The organism is Nocardia sp. NPDC059229 (genome assembly GCF_042754165.1).
Lineage (GTDB): Bacteria > Actinomycetota > Actinomycetes > Mycobacteriales > Mycobacteriaceae > Nocardia.
Genome location: NZ_JBHZAK010000006.1, coordinates 335,827 through 358,039 on the forward strand (window position 1 = coordinate 335,827; position 22,213 = coordinate 358,039).

General features: G+C 68.8%; 24 protein-coding genes and 1 pseudogene. 4 read left to right on the plus strand and 21 right to left on the minus strand.

What is annotated here, in order from left to right:
- Positions 1-111 precede the first annotated feature (111 nt).
- From ACFXHE_RS17100 to ACFXHE_RS17145, 10 genes and pseudogenes are all read right to left on the minus strand, one after another.
- Positions 112-1,332, minus strand: coding sequence for an RNA polymerase sigma factor (locus tag ACFXHE_RS17100; RefSeq protein WP_379384012.1), 1,221 nt, complete (start codon positions 1,330-1,332; stop codon positions 112-114).
- 1 nt (position 1,333) lies between these two features.
- Complete coding sequence (locus ACFXHE_RS17105) at positions 1,334-1,675, minus strand: YciI family protein (RefSeq protein ID WP_379384014.1); 342 nt, start codon at positions 1,673-1,675, stop codon at positions 1,334-1,336.
- The gene (locus ACFXHE_RS17110; RefSeq protein ID WP_379384016.1) at positions 1,672-2,274 is read right to left on the minus strand and encodes a dihydrofolate reductase family protein; all 603 of its coding nucleotides are present in this window, start codon (positions 2,272-2,274) and stop codon (positions 1,672-1,674) included. The genes ACFXHE_RS17105 and ACFXHE_RS17110 overlap by 4 nt, the downstream gene beginning before the upstream one ends.
- Before the next feature lie 99 nt (positions 2,275-2,373).
- Positions 2,374-2,616: pseudogene (locus ACFXHE_RS17115) on the minus strand (hypothetical protein); the annotation flags it as partial.
- Positions 2,617-2,681: 65 nt separating this feature from the next.
- Positions 2,682-3,014: a DUF732 domain-containing protein gene (locus ACFXHE_RS17120; protein ID WP_379384018.1), complete on the minus strand. Its 333-nt coding sequence runs from the start codon at positions 3,012-3,014 to the stop codon at positions 2,682-2,684.
- 97 nt (positions 3,015-3,111) lie between these two features.
- Entirely contained in the window at positions 3,112-4,116 is a 1,005-nt protein-coding gene (locus tag ACFXHE_RS17125; protein WP_379384020.1) for a hypothetical protein, read from the minus strand.
- Entirely contained in the window at positions 4,113-4,472 is a 360-nt protein-coding gene (locus ACFXHE_RS17130) for a RidA family protein (RefSeq protein WP_379384022.1), read from the minus strand. Before ACFXHE_RS17130 ends, ACFXHE_RS17125 begins: the two co-directional genes overlap by 4 nt.
- A complete protein-coding gene (locus tag ACFXHE_RS17135; protein WP_379384024.1) occupies positions 4,469-5,566 on the minus strand; it encodes an alpha-hydroxy acid oxidase in 1,098 nt (365 codons plus the stop codon). Before ACFXHE_RS17135 ends, ACFXHE_RS17130 begins: the two co-directional genes overlap by 4 nt.
- Positions 5,563-7,002: an amino acid permease gene (locus ACFXHE_RS17140; RefSeq protein ID WP_379384026.1), complete on the minus strand. Its 1,440-nt coding sequence runs from the start codon at positions 7,000-7,002 to the stop codon at positions 5,563-5,565. The genes ACFXHE_RS17135 and ACFXHE_RS17140 overlap by 4 nt, the downstream gene beginning before the upstream one ends.
- A gap of 221 nt (positions 7,003-7,223) precedes the next feature.
- Entirely contained in the window at positions 7,224-8,393 is a 1,170-nt protein-coding gene (locus ACFXHE_RS17145) for a hypothetical protein (protein ID WP_379384028.1), read from the minus strand.
- 113 nt (positions 8,394-8,506) lie between these two features.
- Here ACFXHE_RS17145 and ACFXHE_RS17150 point away from each other — a divergent pair, with 113 nt between their 5' ends.
- On the plus strand, positions 8,507-9,094 hold the full coding sequence (locus ACFXHE_RS17150) for a TetR/AcrR family transcriptional regulator (protein ID WP_379384030.1): 588 nt from the start codon (positions 8,507-8,509) through the stop codon (positions 9,092-9,094).
- A 6-nt stretch (positions 9,095-9,100) separates the two neighbouring features.
- Here ACFXHE_RS17150 and chrA read toward each other — a convergent pair whose 3' ends face one another.
- From chrA to ACFXHE_RS17165, 3 genes are all read right to left on the minus strand, one after another.
- A complete protein-coding gene (chrA, locus tag ACFXHE_RS17155) occupies positions 9,101-10,240 on the minus strand; it encodes a chromate efflux transporter (protein WP_379384032.1) in 1,140 nt (379 codons plus the stop codon).
- An 83-nt stretch (positions 10,241-10,323) separates the two neighbouring features.
- Positions 10,324-11,247: a hypothetical protein gene (locus ACFXHE_RS17160; protein WP_379384034.1), complete on the minus strand. Its 924-nt coding sequence runs from the start codon at positions 11,245-11,247 to the stop codon at positions 10,324-10,326.
- A 387-nt stretch (positions 11,248-11,634) separates the two neighbouring features.
- Positions 11,635-12,057, minus strand: coding sequence for a hypothetical protein (locus tag ACFXHE_RS17165; protein ID WP_379384036.1), 423 nt, complete (start codon positions 12,055-12,057; stop codon positions 11,635-11,637).
- A 143-nt stretch (positions 12,058-12,200) separates the two neighbouring features.
- On the opposite strand from ACFXHE_RS17165, the gene ACFXHE_RS17170 reads away from it, so the two are divergent.
- Positions 12,201-12,860, plus strand: coding sequence for a hypothetical protein (locus ACFXHE_RS17170; protein ID WP_379384038.1), 660 nt, complete (start codon positions 12,201-12,203; stop codon positions 12,858-12,860).
- Between the two features lie 71 nt (positions 12,861-12,931).
- The gene (locus ACFXHE_RS17175) at positions 12,932-13,588 is read left to right on the plus strand and encodes a hypothetical protein (protein ID WP_379384040.1); all 657 of its coding nucleotides are present in this window, start codon (positions 12,932-12,934) and stop codon (positions 13,586-13,588) included.
- 60 nt (positions 13,589-13,648) lie between these two features.
- On the opposite strand, the gene ACFXHE_RS17180 is transcribed toward ACFXHE_RS17175, so the two are convergent.
- Positions 13,649-14,662: an NADP-dependent oxidoreductase gene (locus ACFXHE_RS17180; RefSeq protein WP_379384042.1), complete on the minus strand. Its 1,014-nt coding sequence runs from the start codon at positions 14,660-14,662 to the stop codon at positions 13,649-13,651.
- Between the two features lie 133 nt (positions 14,663-14,795).
- Positions 14,796-15,119 (minus strand): putative quinol monooxygenase, encoded by a 324-nt coding sequence (locus tag ACFXHE_RS17185; RefSeq protein WP_379384044.1) that lies wholly within the window; start codon positions 15,117-15,119, stop codon positions 14,796-14,798.
- A 244-nt stretch (positions 15,120-15,363) separates the two neighbouring features.
- Here ACFXHE_RS17185 and ACFXHE_RS17190 point away from each other — a divergent pair, with 244 nt between their 5' ends.
- Positions 15,364-16,656, plus strand: a complete 1,293-nt coding sequence (locus tag ACFXHE_RS17190) for a lipopolysaccharide biosynthesis protein (RefSeq protein ID WP_379384046.1) — start codon at positions 15,364-15,366, stop codon at positions 16,654-16,656.
- Here ACFXHE_RS17190 and ACFXHE_RS17195 read toward each other — a convergent pair.
- The 6 genes from ACFXHE_RS17195 to ACFXHE_RS17220 form a co-directional block, all read right to left on the minus strand.
- The gene (locus ACFXHE_RS17195; protein ID WP_379384048.1) at positions 16,632-17,846 is read right to left on the minus strand and encodes an Ig-like domain-containing protein; all 1,215 of its coding nucleotides are present in this window, start codon (positions 17,844-17,846) and stop codon (positions 16,632-16,634) included. The genes ACFXHE_RS17190 and ACFXHE_RS17195 overlap by 25 nt on opposite strands.
- A 160-nt stretch (positions 17,847-18,006) precedes the next feature.
- Positions 18,007-18,909, minus strand: coding sequence for a metallophosphoesterase family protein (locus tag ACFXHE_RS17200; RefSeq protein WP_379384194.1), 903 nt, complete (start codon positions 18,907-18,909; stop codon positions 18,007-18,009).
- Positions 18,910-18,977: 68 nt separating this feature from the next.
- The gene (locus ACFXHE_RS17205) at positions 18,978-19,469 is read right to left on the minus strand and encodes a cupredoxin family copper-binding protein (RefSeq protein ID WP_379384050.1); all 492 of its coding nucleotides are present in this window, start codon (positions 19,467-19,469) and stop codon (positions 18,978-18,980) included.
- A gap of 114 nt (positions 19,470-19,583) precedes the next feature.
- Positions 19,584-20,279, minus strand: a complete 696-nt coding sequence (locus ACFXHE_RS17210; protein WP_379384052.1) for a Rieske (2Fe-2S) protein — start codon at positions 20,277-20,279, stop codon at positions 19,584-19,586.
- Positions 20,276-20,848: an RNA polymerase sigma factor gene (locus tag ACFXHE_RS17215; protein ID WP_379384054.1), complete on the minus strand. Its 573-nt coding sequence runs from the start codon at positions 20,846-20,848 to the stop codon at positions 20,276-20,278. The genes ACFXHE_RS17210 and ACFXHE_RS17215 overlap by 4 nt, the downstream gene beginning before the upstream one ends.
- A 160-nt stretch (positions 20,849-21,008) precedes the next feature.
- On the minus strand, positions 21,009-22,151 hold the full coding sequence (locus tag ACFXHE_RS17220; RefSeq protein ID WP_379384056.1) for a TDT family transporter: 1,143 nt from the start codon (positions 22,149-22,151) through the stop codon (positions 21,009-21,011).
- Between the last annotated feature and the right edge of the window lie 62 nt (positions 22,152-22,213).

A 22,213-nucleotide genomic window follows, 5' to 3' on the forward strand; every position in this document is an offset into this window, starting at 1 on the left:
GATGCACCGGGAACAGTGCGCGCGATGCACCGAGTTGCACCCGGCCGGGGTGGGCAGACTCGGTCCATCGGGTCGGGCCGGGTGTGTCGCGGACAGGCCGGGTCCATCGGGTCAGGCGGGGCGTGCCGCCTCGGCGCGGGCGATGAGGAAGTCGCGTTCGGTGTCGTTGCGGGCGTGGGCGATCGCGGCGCGGTATGCCTGTGCGGCTTCGGCATTCCGGCCGAGGCGGTGCAGGAGATCGGCGCGGACGGCATGGAAGAGATGCTGGTCGTCGAGGTCCAACTGGTCCAGTTCGGTCAGTGCGGCTGCGGGTCCGGCGACCTCGGCGACGGCCACCGCGCGGTTGAGCTGCACCACCGGGCTCGGGGTGAAGGCGAGGAGCTGGTCGTAGAGATGGAGAATCTGCGGCCAGTCGGTGTCGGCGGCGGTACGGGCGTCGGTGTGGACGGCGTTGATCGCGGCCTGGGTCTGGTACGGGCCGGGCTGGTTGCGCCGCAGGCATTCTCGGACCAGAGCGTGGCCCTCGGCGATCAGGGCTGTGTCCCAGAGACTTCGATCCTGCTCCGGGAGGGGCACGAGCTCTCCGGTCCCGGAGGTGCGTGCGGCACTGCGTGATTCGCTGAGCAAGAGCAGAGCGAGCAGGCCGCGGACCTCGGGTTCGTCCGGCATGAGCTCCGCGAGCACCCGGCTCAGCCGGATGGCCTCGGCGCACAGGTCGGCGCGGGTCAGGCGCGCGCCGGCGGTGGCGGTGTGGCCCTCGGTGTAGATCAGGTAGACGACCGCGAGCACGGCGTCGAGCCGGGCGGGCAGCTCGGCGTCGGACGGCACCCGATACGGGATCCGGGCATCGCGAATCTTGCCCTTCGCGCGGGTGAGGCGTTGCGCCATGGTCGTTTCCGGCACCTGGAAGGCCCGGGCGACCTCTACCGTGGACAACCCGCCCAGCAGTCGGAGGGTCAGCGCCACCTGAGCCTGGCGGGACAGCGCGGGATGGCAGCAGGTGAATATCAAGCGCAGCCGGTCGTCGCGCACCGCGCCCTCCTCGATCGGTTCGCCCTCTGCCCGGAGCAGCGCGGCCTGGGCGTACTTGTCCGCGCGGGCGGCCTCGCGGCGCAGCCGGTCCACCGCGCGATTGCGGGCCGTGGTGATGATCCAGCCGGGTGGACTCGGCGGCAGCCCATCGCGCGGCCAGCGCTGCACGGCGGTGGCGAAGGCGTCCTGCACCGCGTCCTCGGCGATGTCGACATCGCCGAAGACACGGATCAGGGAGGCCACCGCGCGGCCGTAGTGCTCGGCGAAGACGGCCGCGACATCGACTGTGCCGGAAGGCATGTCAGCTGTCCTGGATGGGCCGGACCTCGATCGGCAGTCCGATGACGCGTGCCATGCGGCGGCCCCAGTCCAGCGCCTCGTCCAGGTCGGCGGCGCGGATGACGGTGAAACCGCCGATGTGCTCCTTGCTTTCGGCAAAGGGACCGTCGGTGACGAGTACCTCGGAGCCCTGCGCGCGCAGCATGGTGGCGGTACTCGGCGCGTGCAGCCCGGCCGCGAACACCCATGCCCCGGACTCCCGCATCTCCGTATCGAGTGCCGTCAGCTCGCTCATGATCTTCTCGAGGTTGTCCGGCGGCGCGGTGTCGTCGGGCTGGTAGACGCTGAGCAGGTACTCGGTCAACGCGACTCCTCTCCGGCGGGACGATAGGTGGCCATGAGGACACCGGTCGTCGTGGTGACGCTGTCGGTCAGCCGCAGCGGCCCCACGTCGACGCCGTCGAACAGGCGCGCGCCGGGACCGACCGTCAACGGGTGGATCGAGAGCAGGTACTCGTCGATCATGCCCGCGCGCATGAGGGAGCGCAGCAACTCGCCGCTGCCGAGGACCACCAGATCCAGGTCCGGCCGCCCGGCGCAGAGCGCACGCACGGCCGCGACCCCGTCACCGGACAGCAGGGTCGAGTTCTGCCACGGCAACGGCTCGGCGAGGGTGCGGGAGCAGACGAACTTCTCCGCCTTGTCCAGCACCTCGGTGAACGGATTGTCCGTCTGGTGCGGCCAGAATCCGAAGAAGTCCTCATAGGTGCGACCGCCGAACAGCAGGCCGCCGTCGCCGTGCGCGGCCATGTGCGCACCGATGACGCGGCCCTGGACCGGGTCCGCGTACCGGTGTGCCCAGCCGCCGCCGGTGAATCCGTTCCGGGTGTCCTCGTCGGCCCGGCCCGGCGCCTGCATGACGCCGTCGAGGGTGAGGTTGACGACCGCGGTGATCCTGCCCATGTTCGCTCCTTGGCTGCGGCCCGGCCAGATTGCCGGACTCACCCCCTACACGAACGGGCTGCCGCGATCACGACACCGCCGCGGAAATCTTCCGACGGCTCAGACCTCGAGGTTCTCCTCGATGTCGCGGAGCCGATGCCGGGCGAGTGCCAGATTGCCGCGGGTCCGGTCCAGCGCGACGTACAGGAACAGCCCCCGCGAGCGCCGCCCGCGCAGTGGCCGCACCAGGTGGTACTGACTGTTGAGGGTGATGAGCACGTCCTCGATCTCCTCATTGAGCCCGAGCTGCTCGATGGTGCGCAGCTTGGCCCGCACCACTTCGGTATTGCCGGCGGCGGCGACCGAAAAACCTGCGGGCGCCGCCGTTTCCGGCAGCGCCCGCAGGCTCGTTACGTCCGCGGCTCAGCTCAGCCGCACAGGCTCCCCGGCGCGGTGGCCGCGTCGAGGAACAGCACGGCCTCCTCCTTCTCGGCCGCCCCACCCGGAAGCTGTTCGGACAGCTGCTCCTTGGTCATGCCCGAAGCGATGGCCGCGCAGTCTGCCTTGCCGACATCGATGGCCGCGAGCTGCTGATCCTGATCGGTCAGCAGCTCACCGCGCTCCTGCAGGTAACTCACGAACACCTGCTCCGGCGCGGTCAGTGCGCGCTCCGCCCCGGCCACCCCCGTGGCCGCCCCCAGCAACGCGACCCCTGCAGCCATCACTCCGAAACCCGAAGCGAGACGGCTCTTCTTACCCACGAACTCTCCTTCAACATCGAACGAACCCGGCGAGCCTACCCCGGGCCGGCCCCGGCCATGTGCGAAGCCGACCGGAGCTCTGGCCGGGGAATTCGGGTCAGTCGCGTTCCAGAATGCTGGTCACCAGCATCGTGTGATCCTCGAGCCGCCGCTGCACGGTCCAGCCGAGTTCGGCGAAGGCCTGCTCGTACTCCTGGCGCGTCCACAGTCGCACGCCGGTGACCGCGTGATAGATCTCGTAGGTGGGCGAGAACCACGGCTGCTGTGTCCAATACGGGGCCTCGAGCAGGTAGCCGTCGCCGATCACCAGCCGCCGCAGGTTGGGGAACCAGTCCATCCAGCCGCGCAGCACGGCGGCGATGCCGTCACCGTCGCTGGCCAATTGGTGCAGCAGGAAGAACGACATGGCGGTGGTGACGGCATCGCGGTCGACGGTGGCCAGCCAGGCGGGCGGTTCCGGTTCGGGCTGCACCGATCCGGCGAGCAGGGTGATGCGGTCGCCGAGCCCGCGCGCGGTGAGTTCGGCGGTGGCCGAGGCGATCACACCGTCCTCGATGTCCACACCGAGGAACCGTTCCCGCTCGGCGATTCCGGCCAGCGCGAGCACCCGCCCGGCGTCGGCGCAGCCGAGATCTATGGTGCAGCCGGGTGTTCCGGCCGCGATGGCGTGCCCGATGGCCTCGAAGATCTCCGGCCGCCGCCGCGCGATATCGGTGCAGCCGCGAGCCACCTCGCCGGGTTCGGTGGCGGCGGGAATGTATTCGCGGTGGGGGCTGTCCGACAGCTGCCGGAAGGTGGGTTCCCAGCCGCGCACCGCCACCCGCACGAAGCCGCGGTTCTTGCCGACATCGTGGCCGGTGTGGGTGAGCTGGTAGCGGCGCCCGCGCCGCAGCAGGAAGCCGGCGCGCACCAGCCCCTCGGCGACGGTCTGCTGGATGCCGGTGGTGGGCGCGACGGTGTCGCCGCCCAGCAGGGTGACCCACCAGCCCCAGTCGTCGGCGGCGACGATGAGCTGGCCGGCGGTCTGGCCCTCGATGACGTCTCGGATGGTGAAATCGCCGAGGGCGGAGTGCGGTTGGACGAGCGGGGTGACTGCGGTCATGATCGATCTTCCTGAGCGGTGGCGACGGCGATCGCCTGGATTTCGATGAGCAGCCCGTCGATGGGCAGGGTGGTGACGGTGGTGATCCGCGCCGGTGCGGCCGTCGGGAAATGCGTGCGGAAGGCGGAGTTCCAGCCGGGGAACCAGCGGCGATCGGACAGGTAGCAGTCCAGCCGCAGCACGTGCGCGCGGCCGCTGCCCGCCGCAGTGAGGGCGGCGTCGAGCTGCCGGAAGACCTCGGCGGTCTGGCCCTCGAAGGATGAGGTGGTGACGGTCAGGGTGTCCGGGTCGACGGCGGCCAGGCCGGAGGTGAACACGAGCCCGGACGCGGTGCGGGCCAACGGGAATGCGCTCACGGGGCGGCTCGCATGATCCGGGTGGCGTCGATCTCGGCGAGGGTGGCCGCGCCGGACAGGATCATCAGGGTGCGCAGCTCCTCGGTGAGCAGCTCCAGCACCCGATCCACTCCGGCCTCCCCGGCCGCGGCCAGGCCGTAGATGGCCGCGCGGCCCAGGATCACCGCGTCCGCGCCCAGCGCGAGCGCCAGGTACACATCGCTGCCGGTGCGGATGCCGCTGTCCAGCAGGATGGGTGTCTCCGGGCCCACCGCCGCGCGGATGCGCGGCAGCATATCCAGGCTGGCCGGGGCCGGATCGACTTGGCGGCCACCGTGATTGGAGACGACCAGGGCGCTCGCGCCGATGGCCAGGGCGCGTTCGGCCGCGGCGGGGGTGAGCACGCCCTTGGCGATCCACGGCAGCCCGAACCCGGTGGCGGCCCCGGCCAGCTCGGCCCAATCCCATACCATGCCACCGCGTTTGAGCAGCTGCCCGAAGATCTCCGCCACTCCTGGAGCGCCGTCCTCGCCGGTCAGATTCCCGGCGAAGTGCCGCTGATCGGGGTCGAAGCGATTGGCCATATTGCGGGTGCGGAAGCCGCCGACCGGGCAGTCGAGGGTGACGCACAGCGCGTCGTAGCCCAGTCGCGCCACCCGGTCCGCGACCGTGGCCGCGTGCCCGAAGGGATGCACCTGCGCGATCCGGGCGGCACGCGGTGCGTCGGCGCGTACCCGCTGATAGGAGAAGCTGCCCGCCTCCGGCACGACGGACAGCGCTCCCCGCGCCTGGGCGGCCCGGGCCACGGCCGGATGCCCGTCCGGATGGAACAGCGCGTCACCGCCGAACGGTGCGGTGAGAAGCGGTGTCTCCAGGGGCATTCCGAGGAATTCGGTGCGGGTCGAGGGCGCGCCCACCCCGCTCATCGGTGCGGGCAGGATGCGCCAGCGGTCGAAAGCGAGCCGGTTCTCCCGCAGGGTGATCTCCTTACCCGCGCCGCCCTCCACGAAATCCAGGACGTCGGCGGGGAGCGCGGTCGCGGCCGCGCGATGGATCTCGTCGAGGGTCCCGAAGTCGACGCGGGTCGGGTAGAAGCTGTCGAGCTGCGCGGTCACGCGGCACCTCCGGTGGCCATGGTCGCGGGCACCTGGGTCGGATCGAGCGCGGTGGCGGTGTGGCCGGGAACGGCGGTCGCGTGGCTGCGACCGTAGAACAGATACAGTGCGACTCCCGCCGCGCTCCAGATCACGAACCGCAACCAGGTCAGCGCCTCGAATGTGGTTGCCAGCCAGACGCATCCGGCGATGGCGCAGACGGCCACCACGGGCAGGAAGGGCACCCGGAACGGACGCGGGCGGTCGGGTGCGGTGCGGCGCAGGACGAGCACGCCCACGGCCACGATCACGAACGCGAACAGCGCGCCGATATTGACCAGCTCCGCCACCGTGCCGATGGGTAGCAGCCCGGCCACCGCGGCGACGACCGTGCCGAGCAGCAGGCTCAGCCGGACGGGCGTGCCCCGGGAACCGGTGTGGCACAGCGCCTTCGGAACCATGCCGTCGCGGCTCATGGCGAACACCAGGCGGGTCGGGCCGTAGCACACCATGAGCAGTCCCTTGGTGAGCGCGACCACCGAGGCCACCAGGATCACCTTGCCGATCCACCCGGCGCCCACGGCGGCCAGTGCGGTTGCCACCGGCGCGGCATTGCCGAGGGTGGAATACGGTGCGACACCGGTCAATACAGCGCTCACGGCCACGTAGAGGGCGGTGGCGATGACGACCGAGCCGATGATGCCCCACGGCAGATCACGGCGCGGATCGCGGGTCTCCTCGGCGGAGGTGGCGACGACATCGAAACCGAGATACGCGAAGAACGCCAGCGCCGCGCCGGCCGCGATGCCGTGCACGCCGAAGGGCAGGAACGGCGACCAGTTGCCGGGATGCAGATGGGGCGCGCCCACCGCGATCACCAGGACGAGGACGCCGATGGTCAAGGCCACCAGAGTTTTCACCACGACGGCGGTGAGTTTGACCTCGAACACGAGCACACCGATCAGCGCCGCGACAATGAGGACCGCCGGAAGATTGATGACGCCACCATCACTCGGGCCCGCGGAAATCGCCTTGGGCAGTGTCACTCCGAACAAGGAATCCAGGGCGGCCCCGAACAATCCGGACCAGCCGATGGCGATGGCCGATGCCGCCACCGCGTATTCGAGCAGCAGATTCCAGCCGACCAGAAACGCGGGCACCTCGCCCAGCGTGCCGCGGGTATAGGTGTACGCGCTGCCGGACAGCGGCGTCATGGACGCGAGTTCGCTGTAGCACAGCGCCACCAGTGCGCAGATGGCCCCGGCCAGCACGAACGACAGGACGATGGCCGGTCCCGCCTTGGTCGCGGCGGCAATGCCGGTGGTGACGAAGATGCCCGCGCCCACGATGGTGCCGACGCCCATGGCGATGAGGTCCACCCGGCCGAGACTGCGGGTGAGCGTTCCGTCGGCGTCCGGGGTTGCCGGAGTCACGCCGGCCCGAGTTTGTGCTGCCATTTCTGGAATCCATTCGGAGAGAATGTCTTTGGAGCTGATGTATTCCAGTGAAACGGCCGGAGTTTATGTGGCGGTGAACTCGCGTAACGACTTCGTTTCGTCGAATTCCGGATATTCGGCAATGTAAAGCATTGTGAGCATGCGGAATTGCACGCGATCGAAATTCGCGCGCGATCAATTGTGCCGTTCCATTCGATGCGTCGAATATGGCGGCGGAAGAATTATGCGGTTGTCGAGATCTGCGGAGTGGGAACGGAGTCCGTGGCGCGCGCCGTTGCGTGCCGACGGACGACTGCGGTGGTCATGGCTACAAGTACGAGGACGACTGCGGCGGCGAGCACCGCATCGCGCATGGACGCCACGGTCGCGATGGCTCCGAAGCCCACCGTCGCGACCGCCGCGCACGCGTAGGCCACGCCCGCGAAGCGCGCGGCAGCTCGGGCGTGCTGATCGGGAGCTGTTGCGGCACTGACGATCCGGATTCCGGAGCGATAGGCGATGCCCTGTCCGAAACCGGCCACCGCGCCGCCGCATAGCAGCAGCGCCAGGCTGGGCATCCAGGACACGGCCGCCGCGAGCGCGACCCCGGCGATGATGATCCACTGCGCCGCAACGGGTTCGGCGGCGATTCCGGCCGGCGCGATCAGGCGTTGCGCCAGCCAGGCGCTCACCAGATACAGCGTGACGGGCAGCGCCAGCAGGGCGAGATTCGTCGTGCCCAGCAGCTCCGCACCGTAACTCGGCAGCAGAGCGACGACCAGTCCCGCCGACACCCAGGCGGCAATGCCGCTGAGGTATCCGGCGATTCGCGGTTCGACGGTCTCGGGAGCCGCGGCCGCGCGACCGGCGATCGCCGCCGGGCGCGCCGCGCGATCGCTCAGCACCGCCATCGCGGTCACCGCGAGCAGGATCGCGTGCCCCGCATAGACGGTCACCCCGGGTGCGGGCAGATACTGCGCCACGACCGCAGCCGCGATCGTCCCCAGTGCCGAGCCGAGCACGGTCGCCACCGCCATGGCCGTGCGCCCGCGTTCGCCCTTGCGTTCCAGGATCAATCCGGCCAGCGAGCCGGTCACCAACCCCACCGACAGCCCCGCGCAGACCCGCGCGGCGACCGCCGGCCACGGTGAATGTGCCACGGCCATGGCTACATCCGCGGCGATGCCGAACCCGCCGCCCACCCCGATGCGCCACCACCAGCCCCGCCGGGTGGGCGGCGTGCCCACCAGTGCGAGCGCGGGGGTCAGCGCGAACAGGTAGGCGGCGAAGATCACGGTGATGAGTAGGGGCGCGAGCGCCCAGGCGTGCCGGTAGTACGGCATCATCCCGGTCGCCATGTTCGGCTGCGCCATGATCAGCACCAGCAGCGCCCCCGGTGCGGCTGCCCGCATCCCGGCCTCCTAAGTGAGGAGATCTTCTCTGTTAGAGAATACGAAATTGAGAAGAACTTCTCTACTCGAGTGCCGTGCACTGATACCGCGTCGCGCTCGCGCAGGATGGAGGCGTGCCCGTGAACACCCGCAGTGACGCCCAGCGCAGCCGCGTGCTGCTGGTCGACGCGGTCCAGAGCCTGCTGGAGGCGGGCCGGATCGGTTTCTCCATCCCGGAACTCGCCGCCGCGGCGGGTGTCGGAGTGGCCACCGCGTACCGGCATTTCCCGACCCCGCAGGACGCCCTGCAGGCCTTCCACCGCCGCGCCATCGAACATCTGGTGCAGGCGCTGGCCGCAGTCGACGCCGGCCCCGATCCGGTGGAACGCTTCCACCGCTGCTGCCGCACCTGGGTGGACCAGGCCGGGCAGTGGGGTCCGGCCGTGCGCTACATCCGCAGCTCCCGGGGCTTCATCGAACGGCTGGCCGACGGCGACGAATCCATCACCGCCCTGCACGACATACTCGCCGAGGTGCTCAATGCCCTTGCACTGCAGGGCAAGACCGCCGAATACGACCTCACCTACGCGGTGCTGCTGTGGATCACCATCTTCGACGAGCGCGTGGTCTACGACCTCACCGAACACCGCCACTGGAGCCCCGCCCAGGTGACCGACCACCTCACCCGCGCGGTCGCCGGAGCACTCGGCATCACGGTCTGACGCGCGTCAGCCGACGGGCCAGCCCGCCAGCGCCGCGGCCACCCCGAGCGCACCCGCGCCCAGCAGGGCGCTCACCACACCACGGCGCGCCGCCAATAGCCACGCCGCGGCAGCCGCGAGCACCGCGAACTGCCAGAGGTGGTGCAGCGCAAGGCCGAGCGGGATCGCGGAGCCCGCGATCGCCCCGATGACCGCAGGTCCGGCGCCGGTGAAGAACGCCTGCACGCGCTGATCGGCCCGCAGCCGGTCGAAGTACTTGCCGCCGGCCAGCACGAAGGCGAACGACGGCGCGAAAGCGACTGCGGCGGCCAGCAATCCGCCCGGCACACCCGCGGCCGCGTATCCGACCACCGCCACCGTCTGCACCACCGGGCCCGGCGTGATCTGGCCGAGCGCAACGGCATTGAGGAATTGCGCTCCGGTCATCCAGCCGTAGCGATCGACCGCATCGGCCTGCATGAGCGGAATGATGACGAAGCCCCCGCCGTAGGACAGCGCGCTCACCTTGAAAGCCACCCAGCACAGCGCTGCCAGGCCGCCGGTGGCCAGTCCGGCCGCCGGTGCCAGCGGCCACGCGGATACCCGGCTCGGGGACCGGCCGCCGCGTATCCCCACCTCGACCAGCCCGGCCCCGATCAAGACCAGGACCAGCCACGGTCCCAGGACCGCGGCCGAGACGATTCCCAGTGCGGCATAGGAGATCCAGCGGGCCCGAGCGGCTCGGCCGTTGCCCGCGCGCCTCCAGCCGGCCGGAAGCAGGCCCATCGCAGCATGCACCGCGACGGCGGCGACCGCCGCGCCCGCCCCGGCCGCGGCGCCCCGCACCCACACCGGGCTGCCCGCCGCCAGGAATACCGCGGCCAGGACCAGAATCAGTGCCAAACCCGGTGCGATGAAACAGCATCCGCCGACGAGCGCCCCGGCGGTGCCGCGCAGTCGCCAGGCGGTATAGATCGCCAGCTGTGTCGAGGCCGGTCCGGGGAGCAGGTTGGTCGCGGCGATGGCGTCCTCGAACTCCGCCGCGTCGAGCCAGCCGCGCCTCTGTACGCACAGGTCCCGGAGCAGGGCGATGTGTGCGGGCGGCCCGCCGAAGCCGAGGCAGCCGATGCGCCCCCACTCGCGGGCGATCGTCCACAGCGTGACCACTCCGGCTCCTCCTCCGTCTCCCGAATCCGACGGCCGACCCTAACCCTCGGTCGGTGACGATGCTCGGTACGGCGGCGGCGGGCTCACTTCAGGGTGGCGTGCAGCAGGGTCACCCCGGCGGTGAGGGCCGCGCCCGCCACCGACCAGCTGGTGCCCGCGGGCTGAGTGGACAGCACCACCACGGCGTAGCGATAGGGCTGATCGGGGGAGGGGGAGACCAGGCCGGTGGTGTCCAGGGTGGTCGAGGAGTCCAGATCCATCCAGCCCTGTTTGACCGCCCAGGTCGCACCGGTGAGGGCATCGGGGATGCCGAAGTACTGGTCGGTGCCGTCGGCGGCGGTCTCCGAGGCGTTGTGCAGCGCGCCGACGATCAGGTCCCGGGCCGGGGCCGGGATCGCGGTGGTGATGTAGTGGAAGACGGAGACCACATCCCGTGGCGTGGTGAGGGTTTCGCCCCACTGGGCGGTGTCGTCCGGTGCGGTGGTCGCGGACAGTCCGATGGCGGCGACCATGCGATCGATGATGGCGTTATTGCCGCCGTTGTCCCACATCACGTCGGCGATGTCGTCGTCACTGGTGGACAGCATCCGGGTGATCCGGGCCGTGGTGTCCGGATCCGGTTGCCAGTTCTGGGTTTTCAACGCATCCAGAGCGATGAGCAGCTTGACCACCGAGGCGGTGTAGAACTGCTCGTCGGCATTGAGACTGGCGATGGCCGCCCCGGTGGTGGTGTCCACCACGTCGATGCCGACACTGGTGCCGGGCGAGGCCGCCTGGATGGCGGTCTGCATCTGCTGGGCGATGGCCGTCACCGAAATGGGGTGCGGAGCAATCACAGCCGCGCTGGGTGCCGTGATCTCGGGTACCTGGCCGACACCGGCCTGATCATGAGACGTGGCGAACGCAGTAGGAGCGCTGAGGGCTGCCAGGGAGATCACGGCGACGAAACTGCCGGCCGCGATCCAGAACCACCGTGCGTGCGGTGAAGGGGCCTGAATCGGGGTCATAGTCAATTAGATCGACACGAACCTCGAGACATTTCCAGCCGAAAGCTGTCAATTTCCTGTTAACTGCAGCGCAATTGGATCTCGGTCCGGAGACGGTGCTGACTGGCTATTTTACCGCGAACCTAGATCATTTCTGAGTCGGGATTCATCCCCCTGGAGACAGTGATGGGTGCCAGTCGTGAGATTGCTCGAAACGCCCTCGTAAAGAGCCTCTCTACGCTCGGTTTCGGGGTGCTGCTCGTGATCGTCCCGGTTTTCGCGCATGCTGACACGGACTATGGCAACGGATGTGTTCAGTTCTCCGACAACACATCAGCAACTGTGGACTCGTTACGGTTCAGATTCATGCTGGGCGGCAGCGGTCCGCCCGGGTGGGCGCGCGCCCGGTCACACGCCGCGGTAGATCTTGCGGGCGGTCGTGATCAGCGGAATCTGGAGCGGGAGGCGCAGTAGCGCGCCGATTTTCAGCGGCAGCGGGCGATTGCTGCGCAGCCAGTCGGCGGTCAGCTGTAGGTTGGCGGGGAAGACGGCGAGGAAGACCAGCGCGGCCAGGCGGGCGCCCAGACCGCAGGTGCGGGGGACCACGAGCAGCGCGCCCGCAGCCAGCTCGGCCACGCCCGAAACCTGGGTGTAGGTACGGGGTTTGCCCGGGAGCTGGGGCGGGATCATGGTGTCGTAGGGCTTGGGCATGAGGAAGTGCAGGACGCCCGAGCCGAGCAGCAGGGCGGCCAGCGCAAGGGCGCGGGCCCGAATGCCATTGGAGCCGACCGGTTGGATTGCCGCGGGGGAGTGCGACAGATCTGCTGTCATCGTTGCAGCATAACCGGCCGGTATGTATTGCCCGGCGGGTAACCGGGTTCCGCATCTCTGCTCGGAGTGTCGTCGTGGCGAGTGGCCGATCGCCAAGGGATAGCGCACAATTAGGCGGCTATCCGGCTCGAGCAGGGGAAGTTATGAAGGCGCACAAAGGGCTTGCCATGGCCCTGCTGGTCCTGGGTTTGACGGTCGCGTGCTCGAAGGGGGAGGCCACCCATCCGGCCAATGCACCGGCACAAGCGGTTCCGCAGCCCGCGCCCAAGGAGAAGGAGGGCACGATTCCGGTCGGCCCCGGTCCCCAGGGCACGTACACGGTGGCGGCGCAGCCCGCGCCCGGCAGCTGCCACTACCGCAAGACCGCCGACGGCCAGCCGCTACCCGACCCGAACTGCACCCCGGGCGCGACGAATCCCAAAGTGACAGCGGCGAATCTGGCCGACACCATCTGTAAGTCGGGCTATACCGCCTCGATTCGGCCCAATACGTCGATCACGAATCCGGAGAAGGCCGCCAATATCAAGTCCTACGACTACACCGGCGACCCCCGCGATGCCGAGTACGACCACCTGATCTCGCTGGAGCTGGGCGGCGATCCCAACGATCCGCGCAATATCTGGGTGGAACCGCCGTCCCCGGGCCACCAGGCCGGCGCCGGGCCGAACAATCCCAAGGACGGCGTGGAGACCAAGCTGCACACCCTGATCTGCAATGGCAAGGTGGCGCTGGTCGACGCCCAGGTAGCGATCGCCACCGACTGGACCACGGCGCTGGCGAAGGTCGGCTTCCCCAATAGCTAGGGGCGCGTCGCGTCCGGCGTGCCGGGCCGAAACCGCCGCTGGACTCGAACCCGCGGGCCTACGATCGAACGATGTCAGCGCCGCAGGAGCCCTCGACGATGATCGAGGGCCGGGTCGTGCACAAGGTGAGCAACGCACTGAAGATCACCTTCAGTGCCGGCCCCGGTGACCCGCTGGCCACCGGAGTGCAGGGCGCGGGCAATGGTCTCGCGGCCAAGGCCGCCATCCTGTTCGGCTTCAAGAACGGCGGCACCGGCAAGCACCGCATCACCTATGCCGACGGGTCGGTGGTGTGGGTGGAGTCCAAGGACTCCGCGCCGACCGTGCTCAGCCGGGGCGACGGGACCTCACTGGCCACCGTGCATCGCGCCGACACCTCGACCGCCGTGGGATCCACGGCGGGAACGCTTTTCCACTTCGTACCCGATCCGGAGGAGGCCCGGACCCCGGAACTCTTCCGCATCGTGGTGCTCGACCGCATGGGACAGGAGACCGGCCGCCTCGACGTGGTGCGCACGGCCGGCGGCTGGACCCTGCGCCGTATCGCGAACGATCTCTACAACGAGTCCCTCTGGTGGGATCGGGCCGGGCAGCCGCTTCCCGTCCCGATCCTGGGCACCCGGCTCTGGCTCGAGCACCCGCTCGACCCGGTGGAGCGGGACGTGCTGCTGGGCGTCTGTGTGGACATCGCCCTGGGATTGCGGCCGTACATCGCGGTCATGAAGTAGGAGAACGGCTTCCGGGACTTCCGCCGTCTTACGGGAGTCCCGGAGGTCCGGGGTCGGTCGTCAGTCGGAGACCTTGATGACCAGCTTGCCGAGATTCTTGCCGGTGAGCAGGCCCTGGAACGCGGTGACGGCATGGTCGAGGCCGTCGACCACATCCTCGAGGTAGACGAGCTTGCCCTCCGCGATCCATTGCGCCGCAGCCGGATAGAACTCACCGGCCTGGCTCGCGAACTCGGACACGATGAAGCCGCGCACGGTCAGGCTCCGGCGCAGGATGCTCGACATGAGCAGCGGCAGCCGGTCGGGGCCCGGCGGCAGGTCGGTGTCGTTGTAGTTGGCGATCAAGCCGCACACCGGAATTCGGGCGAATTGATTGAGCCGGGGCAGGACGGCGTCGAAGACCGCGCCGCCGACATTCTCGAAGTAGACGTCGATGCCGTCCGGGGTGGCGGCGGCCAGCTGCTCGGCGAAGTCGGGGGCGCGGTGGTCGACGGCGGCGTCGAAGCCGAAGCGCTCGCGCAGCAGGGCGACCTTCTCCGGACCGCCCGCGATGCCGACGGCTCGCGCGCCCTTGATCCTGGCGATCTGGCCGACGGTCGAACCGACCGGTCCGGTGGCGGCGGCGACCACGACGGTCTCGCCCGGCTTCGGCTGCCCGATGGTCAGCAGACCGGAGTACGCGGTCAGACCCGGCATGCCCAGCACGCCGAGGGCGGTGGTGAGCGGCGCGGCGTTCGGGTCCAGTTTTTGCAGAGCCCGCACATGCTCGACCGAGTGCGTCTGCCAGCCGCCCCAGCCCAGCACGATATCGCCGGGCCGCAGTGCGGGATCGGTGGATTCGAGGACGCGGGAGACGGTCGCGCCGCACATGGTCTCGTCGATTTCGACCGGTGGGGCGTAGGAGGGCGCGTCGCTCATGCGGCCGCGCATGTACGGGTCGAGCGACAGGTACAGCGTTTGCAGCAGCGCCTCGCCCGGCTGCGGCGGGTCCAGTTCGACCGTCTCGGTGCGGAAATTCTCCGGCTGCGGCATACCGGTCGGGCGGGAGGCCAGGACTATACGGGTGGACTTCATCGTCGGAACGACCTTTCGATGGGCAACCCCCTCATTCTGGACATTGTGGACCCACATCAGGTCTGTTCCGCGCGCCAGGTATCGAAACTCGTCATGATGTGACGGCGGATTCCCGGGGCGGCGGGAATTCTTGTTACTCGGGGGTGTGGCCCTGTGCGTGGACGGTGTTGCCGTAGAAGCCTTCGGGTTGTCCGGCCAGGAGTGGCGGGAGTTGGCGGGTGATGGCGGCTACCGGTTCGGAGCGGGTGGTGGCGTCGTGGGCGGGCTTGTTGATCCAGAGTTGGGTGAGCCAGATGGTGTCGGGGTCGTCGGGGGCCGTGTTGATCGTGTAGGTGAGCAGGCCGCTGGTGGGGCCGCCGGCGCGGAATCCGTTCAGGAGCAAGGTGATCAGGTCGTCGCGGCAGCCGGGGAGGGCGGTCATTCGGCCGTAGACGCTGAACATGGTGTCGTCGGACATCGGGTCACCCTTTCGGTTGGGCGGTGCGTGGTCGAGCCTACGTTGGAACCCGTTGCACAGGTTGGTGGTTGGGTGTGCGGCACTCGATGGCCGCAGTGAATCAGGTTGGGTGACTGGGCGGTTGATTTGAATGCGGGGTTACGTTTTGCGGTGAGTCGGGGGTTTGGGGTGGCGGGGGTGGGGAGGGGGCAGGAGAATTTCGGGGTCTGGCCGGAGTGCGCGGTCGGGGAGAAAGAGGACCGCTATGGCGGGACGGCGACTGGTGGGGACGGCGCTGGTCGGGCGGGTGCGCGCGAAGGTGGCCGAGGATGGGCTGCTGTCGGTGTTGCGGGACATCGGGTTCGTCAGTCTCGGGAAGTACGGGCAGTTCCTGGTGACCGCGGTGACCGTGCCATTGACCGCGCGGACGCTCGGGGTGAGCGGGGTCGGGCTGCTTGCCATCGGGATGTCGGCGTATTTTCTGGGCTCGCTGCTGGTGGACCTCGGCATCAATACGTTTCTGGCCGCGCTGCTGAACGAGGAGGGGCTCGACGAGCTGCGGGGGAGTTACCTCGCGGTGCGGGGCGCGGGGCTGAGCATCATCGCGGTGGCGCTCACGGCCGGGCTCGCCGTCGGCGTCGGCCCGCATCCGCGCATGATCCTGCTGGGGCTGTTCGTGGGCGGATTCCTGTCCATGTCCGAGGACTGGCTGCTGGTGGGGCAGGCCAGATTCGGGGCCTCGATGACCTATCAGATCGCCGGCCGCGTGGTGTACCTCGTCCTGCTGGTCGCGGTGCTGCCGCGACTTCCGCACGCCGAGGTGGTACTGCTGTGCCTGCTGCTGTCTTCTGTGGTCACCGTTGCGCTGACCTGGCGGGACGCCCACACCCGGTTCGGCCGCCCGGGGCGTCCCACCAAGGTCGTGACGATCCTGCGCACCGGTGCACCCGTGCTCGCGTCACGGCTGCTGGTGACCAGCTACGGGCAGGGCACCGCCACCGTCTACTCCTCGGTCCTGGACGCCGCCTCACTCGGGTTGTATTCGGCCAGTGACAAACTCGTGCGCGCCGTCCAGTCGCTGCTGGATCCGATCGGTCTGGCGCTGCTCCCACGCATGGCACGCGAACGCACCGATCCGAGCTTCTGGCGGCACGAGCTGCGCGCCCTGGCGGCGTGCGTGATCGTGGCGGCCGTTGGGGCGGCCGGGATCTGGGTGACCGCCCCGTTCGCCGTGCAGCTCATATACGCCGACGATTTCCGCGCCGTGGTACCGATCCTGCGCGTTGAGGTCTGCATCCTGGTCGCCACCGCTACCACTTCGTTCGTCACCACCGCCGTCCTGCCGGTGCGTCAGGACACCGCCGGCATCATGATCGGCGCGGTCGTGGGAACAGCGGTGGCGGCCACCGCGCTGCTCCTCACCCTGCGCACCCACTCGGTGTGGACGCTGGTGTGGGGCACGGTGGCCGCCGAATTCTGTGTCGCCGCCTGGTATCTCGCGCGGACCGGTCAGCTGGCCGCACGCGAGCGGGTTCAGGCGCTACCGGCCAGCCACTGATCCCAGCTCAGTGTCCAGTCGCCGTTCTGCCACACCTCGAGCGGCGCACCGCCGGTGTTGTGCACCTCCACCACGTCGCCGGGCTGCGCGAAGTTGAAGAACCACTGCGCGTTCTCGGCATTGAGGTTGAGGCACCCGTGCGAGGTGTCGGTATTGCCCTGCGCCCACACCGTGGAATCCAGCTGGTGCAGATAGATGCCGTCGGTGCTGATGCGCGTGGCCCAGCCGATGGCCTCCTTGTATCCGAGCCGTGAATTGACGGGCAGGCCGTAGGTCGAGGAGTCCATGATGACCGGGTTGGCCTTGTCCATGACCGTGTACGTGCCCGGCATGGTCCAGAACGTGAACGTCTTGCCGGCGATGGTCTCGCTGCCGCCGCGGCCCATGGAGGTGGGCATGGTGCGGATCAGCTGACCGTTCTCGAACACCTGCACCTGATGGGTGTTGTCGTCGGCGATCGACACGTGCGACGGGCCGATCACGAAGTTGGCCTTGGAGTCCTCCTGGCCGAACAGGCCGTTGCCGACCTCGACGCCGTAGAGGTTGGCCGCCACGCTCACCTTGGTGCCGGTCTTCCAGTACTCCTTGGGCCGCCAGTGCGCATTGCGGTTGTCCATCCAGTACCAGGCGCCGTCGACCGGCGGATCGGTGGTGACGACCAGACGCTTCTGCGCCGCGGCCCGGTCGGGGATGTCCTCGTCGAAGTGCGCGACGATGACCATGCCCACGCCGTAGCTGTTGCCGTCGACGATCGCCTGCCCGCCCGTGGTGTTCAGATACACCTTGGTCTGGTTCTTCGGGGCGATGGTGGTGAAGCTGGAGGTGACCGGACCGGTGGGACCGGTCACGTCCATGCCCGAGGCCTTCAGCGTGTACGTGCGGCTGTAGCCCAGCTGATCGTTCGGCTTCCATGCCGTCTTGTCCGGCGTGTAGGTGCCCTCGATGACCTTGCCGTCCTCATTGGTGAGCGACACATCGGTCAGCACGCCGCTGGAGGTGCTCACCTTCACCGGCGCCGACGGATCCACCTTGTCCGCGCCCGGTGCGGGGGTGATGGTGATGGACTGCGCGACCGGTGTGCGCGGACCGACATTCCCGCTCGGGAGATTGGACGAGCAGGCCGCCAGCACCAGCACCAACGTGATCAATACGCTCGCTGCGGCGTTCGTCCGAAAACGGCGGGGTGGCATAGCTTCCCTCCTGTAATCGCCGTGCGCCGCACTGCTGCACAGCATCTTGTTACTGCCCAGCGTAGTAGATTACCCTCCGTTTTAGATCTTCCATCGCCAGGTCATGCTGACGAAATGACAACGATGTGAGACCCACGTGCGACACGCCGTTGGGCAGTGGTCATTTCAGCGATTGTTCTTTGATAGCGAGTTGCTGTTGACCCTTCTGGTACGTGACTTCGCGGATGCCGAGGGCGTCGTGCAGCTTGCCCGCGGGCAGCGTCACCGGCTTCGGTGCGGGCCCGTCACCGGGTTTCGGCAGTGGATACGCCGTGGTGGTGCCGCTGTAGAACGTCACATTGCCCTCGGTCTTCGTGAACAGTTGGTGCACATGGCCGTTGAGGCAGGTCACCGAGGAGAACCGCTTCAGATAGCTGAGCGCCTGGGTGGCATCGTCTGTGCCCCAGCCCCATTGGGGGTACATGGCGAACAGCGGAATGTGGCTGAACACGATGATCGGTGTGTCACTGGACAATCCGGCCACGTCCTTCTGCACGAAGTCCAGCTGGTCCTGACCGAGGTGCCCGAGATCCTTGAGATTGAGCGTATTCACCAGCCCGATCACGTGGACGCCGGCGATATCGAAGCTGTACCAGCCGCCCCCGCGCGTACCCTTCCCGAACGTCGACCGGTATCGGGAACCGCCGTCGTCACTCGAATCGTGTTCTCCCGGAACGGTGAACACGTGCGGGGTCTTGAACCCCTGCATCATCTGATGGACCTGATCGAACTGCTCCTGTGTGGCCAGATGCGTGAGATCGCCGGTGTGGATGACGAAGTCGGGCTCGTAGCCCAGCGAATTCACCTGTGAGATGGCCTCGGTGAAGGTGTCGGTCACGCTGGTATTGGCGGTACCGGTGAAACCGATGTGACTGTCACTGACCTGAGCGAACCGCAGCGTGGGCCGGGCCGGCGCGGCCAGCGCGGTGCCGGCCACATGCGAGACCACCTCGCCGCCCACCACTGCCAGGCCCACGGCCGCGCCGAACCAGGCGGAGTGCCGCATGAGCTGGCGGCGGGTCATCTTCTGCGGATCGCGGGCCGCGTCCTCGTCCTCGAAGTCCGCGTACCGGTCGTCCGGGTTGCGAGTGTTCATTGGGTCACCACCACGGTCGCGTGCATGAAGGGATGAATCGAGCAGACATAGGCGAAGCTGCCTGCTTTCGAGAAGGTGAAGGTGTAGGTCGCGTTGTTGCCCAGCGTCGGCGAGCGGAAGCTGCCGTCGTTGGCGACCACGGTGTGCGGTTCCTCGTCCTTGTTGGTCCAGGTCACCGTGGTGCCGACCTTGACGGTCAGGGAGCTGGGCCCGAAGGCGAAATTGTCGATGTTGACAGCATTCGGGCCGGCCGGTGCCGCCGCCGGGGCGGACGAGCCCGGCATGGACATGCCGGGCATACCGGTCGGCCCGCTGCCGTCCGGCACCATGCCGGGCGTAGCGGTGCCGGAAGCGAAGGTGAAGCCGGGGGCGGCATTGTCCGTGGCTTTGCCGCCGCCGTTCGAGCTGCACGCGCTCGCCGTCAGCAGGGCTGCCGCGGCGACGGTGACGGCGACGGCTGCGCGCCGCCGGCTGCGGGTGGGTGTCATGGGGTCCGGGCCTCCATCCGGGATGGTTCCGTTCGCTGCTGCGAACCGGTCATCCATAGATAGGGGCGGGGGTTACACGGGACGGAAACCGCTGTGCACCAGCACTATTGGAGGCTAAGCGGGTTCGGTGGGCGCGAAAACCTCGATGGTGCCGTTGTTCTCGCGGACCTGGATGGTGGGCAAGGGCGCGGGCGCCACCGGCAGTTGATGGGTGACCACCTCGCCCTGGATGGAGAAGGAGGTGGAGTGGCACGGGCACCGCAGGCGCTCGGCCGGGGCGTCGAGCCACAGCTTGCATCCCTGATGCGTGCACACGCCGGAAACCGCGACCGGATTCCCCTTGTCGCGGCGCACGAATCCATTGACGGTGCCGACATCGAACGCGATCGTCGAGCCCTCCGGCAGATCCGTGGAGCGGGCGATCGGCAGCCACGCGCCCGTATTGGGGGACAGCGGGGCCTGCTTGGCGGCGGGCGGGGAGCTCGGCTGCCCGTGCCCGATCAGGGTCCGATCCACCACCGCGCCGACCGTGGCGGCGGCCGCGGCCGCGGAGGTGCCGATCAGCAGATTCCGGCGGCGGTAACCGTTCGCCGGGTGCAAGGGGGTCGGCTCCTCGTCCATCTCGGCTGCGAGCCGGCGCTGCAGACTGCTCAGGAACTCCTCGCTGGGCGCGTCGCTGCCCAGGCGCGCGGCCCGCAGTTCGATGGCCGTGCGCATCTCCTCGGCCTCGGCCTCATCGGGCCGGAAGCCCGTGGACTTCTTGCCGGCCAGTAGTTCATCGACGAACCGCCGCACTTCCCGCCCGCTCACCGCACACCTCGCTCATTCAGCTGGGACGCCATCTGCAACGCCCGATGCTGCAACACCTTCGCATTCGCCACCGTGACACCGAGGCTCTGCGCCGACTCCCGGACCGAAAGCCCCTGGAGAAAGCGCAGTTCCAGAATGCGGCGGTAGCGGTCCGGGAGTTCGGCCAGCACCGCCTTGGCGCGGGCCTCCGCCCCGGAGTCGTGGAACTCCTCGGGCGGTTCATCGGGGATATCGCCCTCGATGGTGGTGATCTCCCGGCCCATTCGCGCCTTCCAGTGCGCGGCCAGCACCGTGCGCGCGGTGGCGCGCAGGTAGGCCCGCACCTCCGGGGCGCTCGCCGTGATGCGCAGCGGTTTGAGCGCTGCCGTGAACACCTCGGCGGTGAGATCCTCGGCGTCGGCCCGGTTGCCGACCTTGCCGAACATCAACGCGTACACCCAGGTGACATTGTCCCGGTACACCGCTTCCCAGCTGGCGTAGCTGTCACCGGACACCAGCCGCAACTCCCGACCCGAGCTCGAGCTCGTGACAGGCTGCGTCCGGTGCTCGGATTCGACCCGTCGCACCATGAACCGCCGCTTCCCGCATCCAACGAATACATCGACGCGTGTTCACGTCTGTCAGTAGATAGCGCCCGGGGTTACAGCGGGGACGTTTCGGCGGTATCGCAACGAATTCGTCCCGGGTGGATCCGGCCGGATCCACCCGGGACGTGCGCTGATCGCGCTGTCAGCGCACGGGTCGCAGCAGATCGCCCCGCAGCACGCCGTGCACGGTCCTGGCGGCGACCACGGCCCAGGCGGCGACCAGCAGGGTGTACAGGCCAACGGCGGTGCCGGCGAACAGATCGGCGCCGGTGTGCTGGTAGAGCGCGGTGCTGCCGGTGACGCAGCAGCCGAGCGGGAAGGTGAAGCCCCACCAGGTCAGGTTGAACGGCATGGAGGTGCGGGCGTGCCGGGTGACGGCAATGGCCAGCGCCAGCCACAGCATGGCGAATCCCCAGGTGGGAACGCCGTAGAGGACGGCGAAGACATCGAGCCCGGCGGCAGTGCGGTCATCCACGACGCCGGGGGCGACATTGGCCAGGCTGCCCGCGGCGGTCACCGACTGACCCAGGGGACCGAGCACCAGCCAGACGGTGGCGACCATCCCGGCCGGCAGCAGGCCGTGATGCAGCAGCCGCGACCAGATCAAGGTGATGGTGACCAGCGAGGCGATCAGGCTCAGTCCGAACATGGCCAGACAGGCCACGAACATGGTCAGCCGCAGCTGCCCGGCCGGAGTGTGCGGCACCAGCAGTGCGCCCAGCGCGGCGGACACCATCGGCGGCACCACGGGCATCAGCCAGCCGCCGAAGGCCGAGTCGGGATCGAAAGTGTGCCGGGTGATCATCCGGTAGGGAATGGCGGCGGCGGTCATCAGCCCGAAAACCGTTCCGGCCGACCACAACACCCAGTCGACGGTCACCGCGGCGGTCGAGCCGATGATGTCCTTGCCGAGCAGCAGGGTGCCCGCGCCCACGGTCAGCAGGGCCATCGGCGGCGCGCCGTAGAACTGCATCATGATCGGGTGCAGCCCGTGTCCACGGGCCTCCTGCGGATACCGCCGCCAGTGCAGGACCCAGGCCCCGGCCAGCACGGTCAGCAGCAGCGCGGCCAGCGCCCACACCAGGGTGGCGACACCCTTCAATCCGGGAAACTGCATCGGCAGGGTGGCGGCGGCATTGGCGATGATGCCGGTGCCCATCACCGCGGCGAACCAGTTCGGCGCCAGGTACCGCAGCGGCTGCCACCCCTCGCCCGCCGCCGTCGGGGTGCTCACCTGTGCGGCGGAAGCTGCGGCAGCGGTTCGGCGGAAGGATACGGTGGTCATGCCTCAACCCTCGCGTACCGGCACTTCCCCCGGTAGCGCCCACAATTCGATGGATGCATAGA

Excerpts from the sequence above, each read along its gene's own strand:
- ACFXHE_RS17140 (WP_379384026.1), bottom strand. The coding sequence starts at position 7,002 with ATGGCAGCACAAACTCGGGCCGGCGTGACTCCGGCAACCCCGGACGCC.
- ACFXHE_RS17175 (WP_379384040.1), top strand. The coding sequence starts at position 12,932 with ATGTCAGCGCCGCAGGAGCCCTCGACGATGATCGAGGGCCGGGTCGTG.
- ACFXHE_RS17125 (WP_379384020.1), bottom strand. The coding sequence starts at position 4,116 with ATGACCGCAGTCACCCCGCTCGTCCAACCGCACTCCGCCCTCGGCGAT.
- ACFXHE_RS17185 (WP_379384044.1), bottom strand. The coding sequence starts at position 15,119 with ATGTCCGACGACACCATGTTCAGCGTCTACGGCCGAATGACCGCCCTC.
- ACFXHE_RS17160 (WP_379384034.1), bottom strand. The coding sequence starts at position 11,247 with ATGACCCCGATTCAGGCCCCTTCACCGCACGCACGGTGGTTCTGGATC.
- ACFXHE_RS17165 (WP_379384036.1), bottom strand. The coding sequence starts at position 12,057 with ATGACAGCAGATCTGTCGCACTCCCCCGCGGCAATCCAACCGGTCGGC.
- ACFXHE_RS17200 (WP_379384194.1), bottom strand. The coding sequence starts at position 18,909 with ATGACCCGCCGCCAGCTCATGCGGCACTCCGCCTGGTTCGGCGCGGCC.
- ACFXHE_RS17190 (WP_379384046.1), top strand. The coding sequence starts at position 15,364 with ATGGCGGGACGGCGACTGGTGGGGACGGCGCTGGTCGGGCGGGTGCGC.
- ACFXHE_RS17195 (WP_379384048.1), bottom strand. The coding sequence starts at position 17,846 with ATGCCACCCCGCCGTTTTCGGACGAACGCCGCAGCGAGCGTATTGATC.
- ACFXHE_RS17220 (WP_379384056.1), bottom strand. The coding sequence starts at position 22,151 with ATGACCACCGTATCCTTCCGCCGAACCGCTGCCGCAGCTTCCGCCGCA.
- ACFXHE_RS17100 (WP_379384012.1), bottom strand. The coding sequence starts at position 1,332 with ATGCCTTCCGGCACAGTCGATGTCGCGGCCGTCTTCGCCGAGCACTAC.
- ACFXHE_RS17180 (WP_379384042.1), bottom strand. The coding sequence starts at position 14,662 with ATGAAGTCCACCCGTATAGTCCTGGCCTCCCGCCCGACCGGTATGCCG.
- ACFXHE_RS17110 (WP_379384016.1), bottom strand. The coding sequence starts at position 2,274 with ATGGGCAGGATCACCGCGGTCGTCAACCTCACCCTCGACGGCGTCATG.
- ACFXHE_RS17205 (WP_379384050.1), bottom strand. The coding sequence starts at position 19,469 with ATGACACCCACCCGCAGCCGGCGGCGCGCAGCCGTCGCCGTCACCGTC.
- ACFXHE_RS17215 (WP_379384054.1), bottom strand. The coding sequence starts at position 20,848 with ATGGTGCGACGGGTCGAATCCGAGCACCGGACGCAGCCTGTCACGAGC.
- ACFXHE_RS17170 (WP_379384038.1), top strand. The coding sequence starts at position 12,201 with ATGAAGGCGCACAAAGGGCTTGCCATGGCCCTGCTGGTCCTGGGTTTG.
- ACFXHE_RS17145 (WP_379384028.1), bottom strand. The coding sequence starts at position 8,393 with ATGCGGGCAGCCGCACCGGGGGCGCTGCTGGTGCTGATCATGGCGCAG.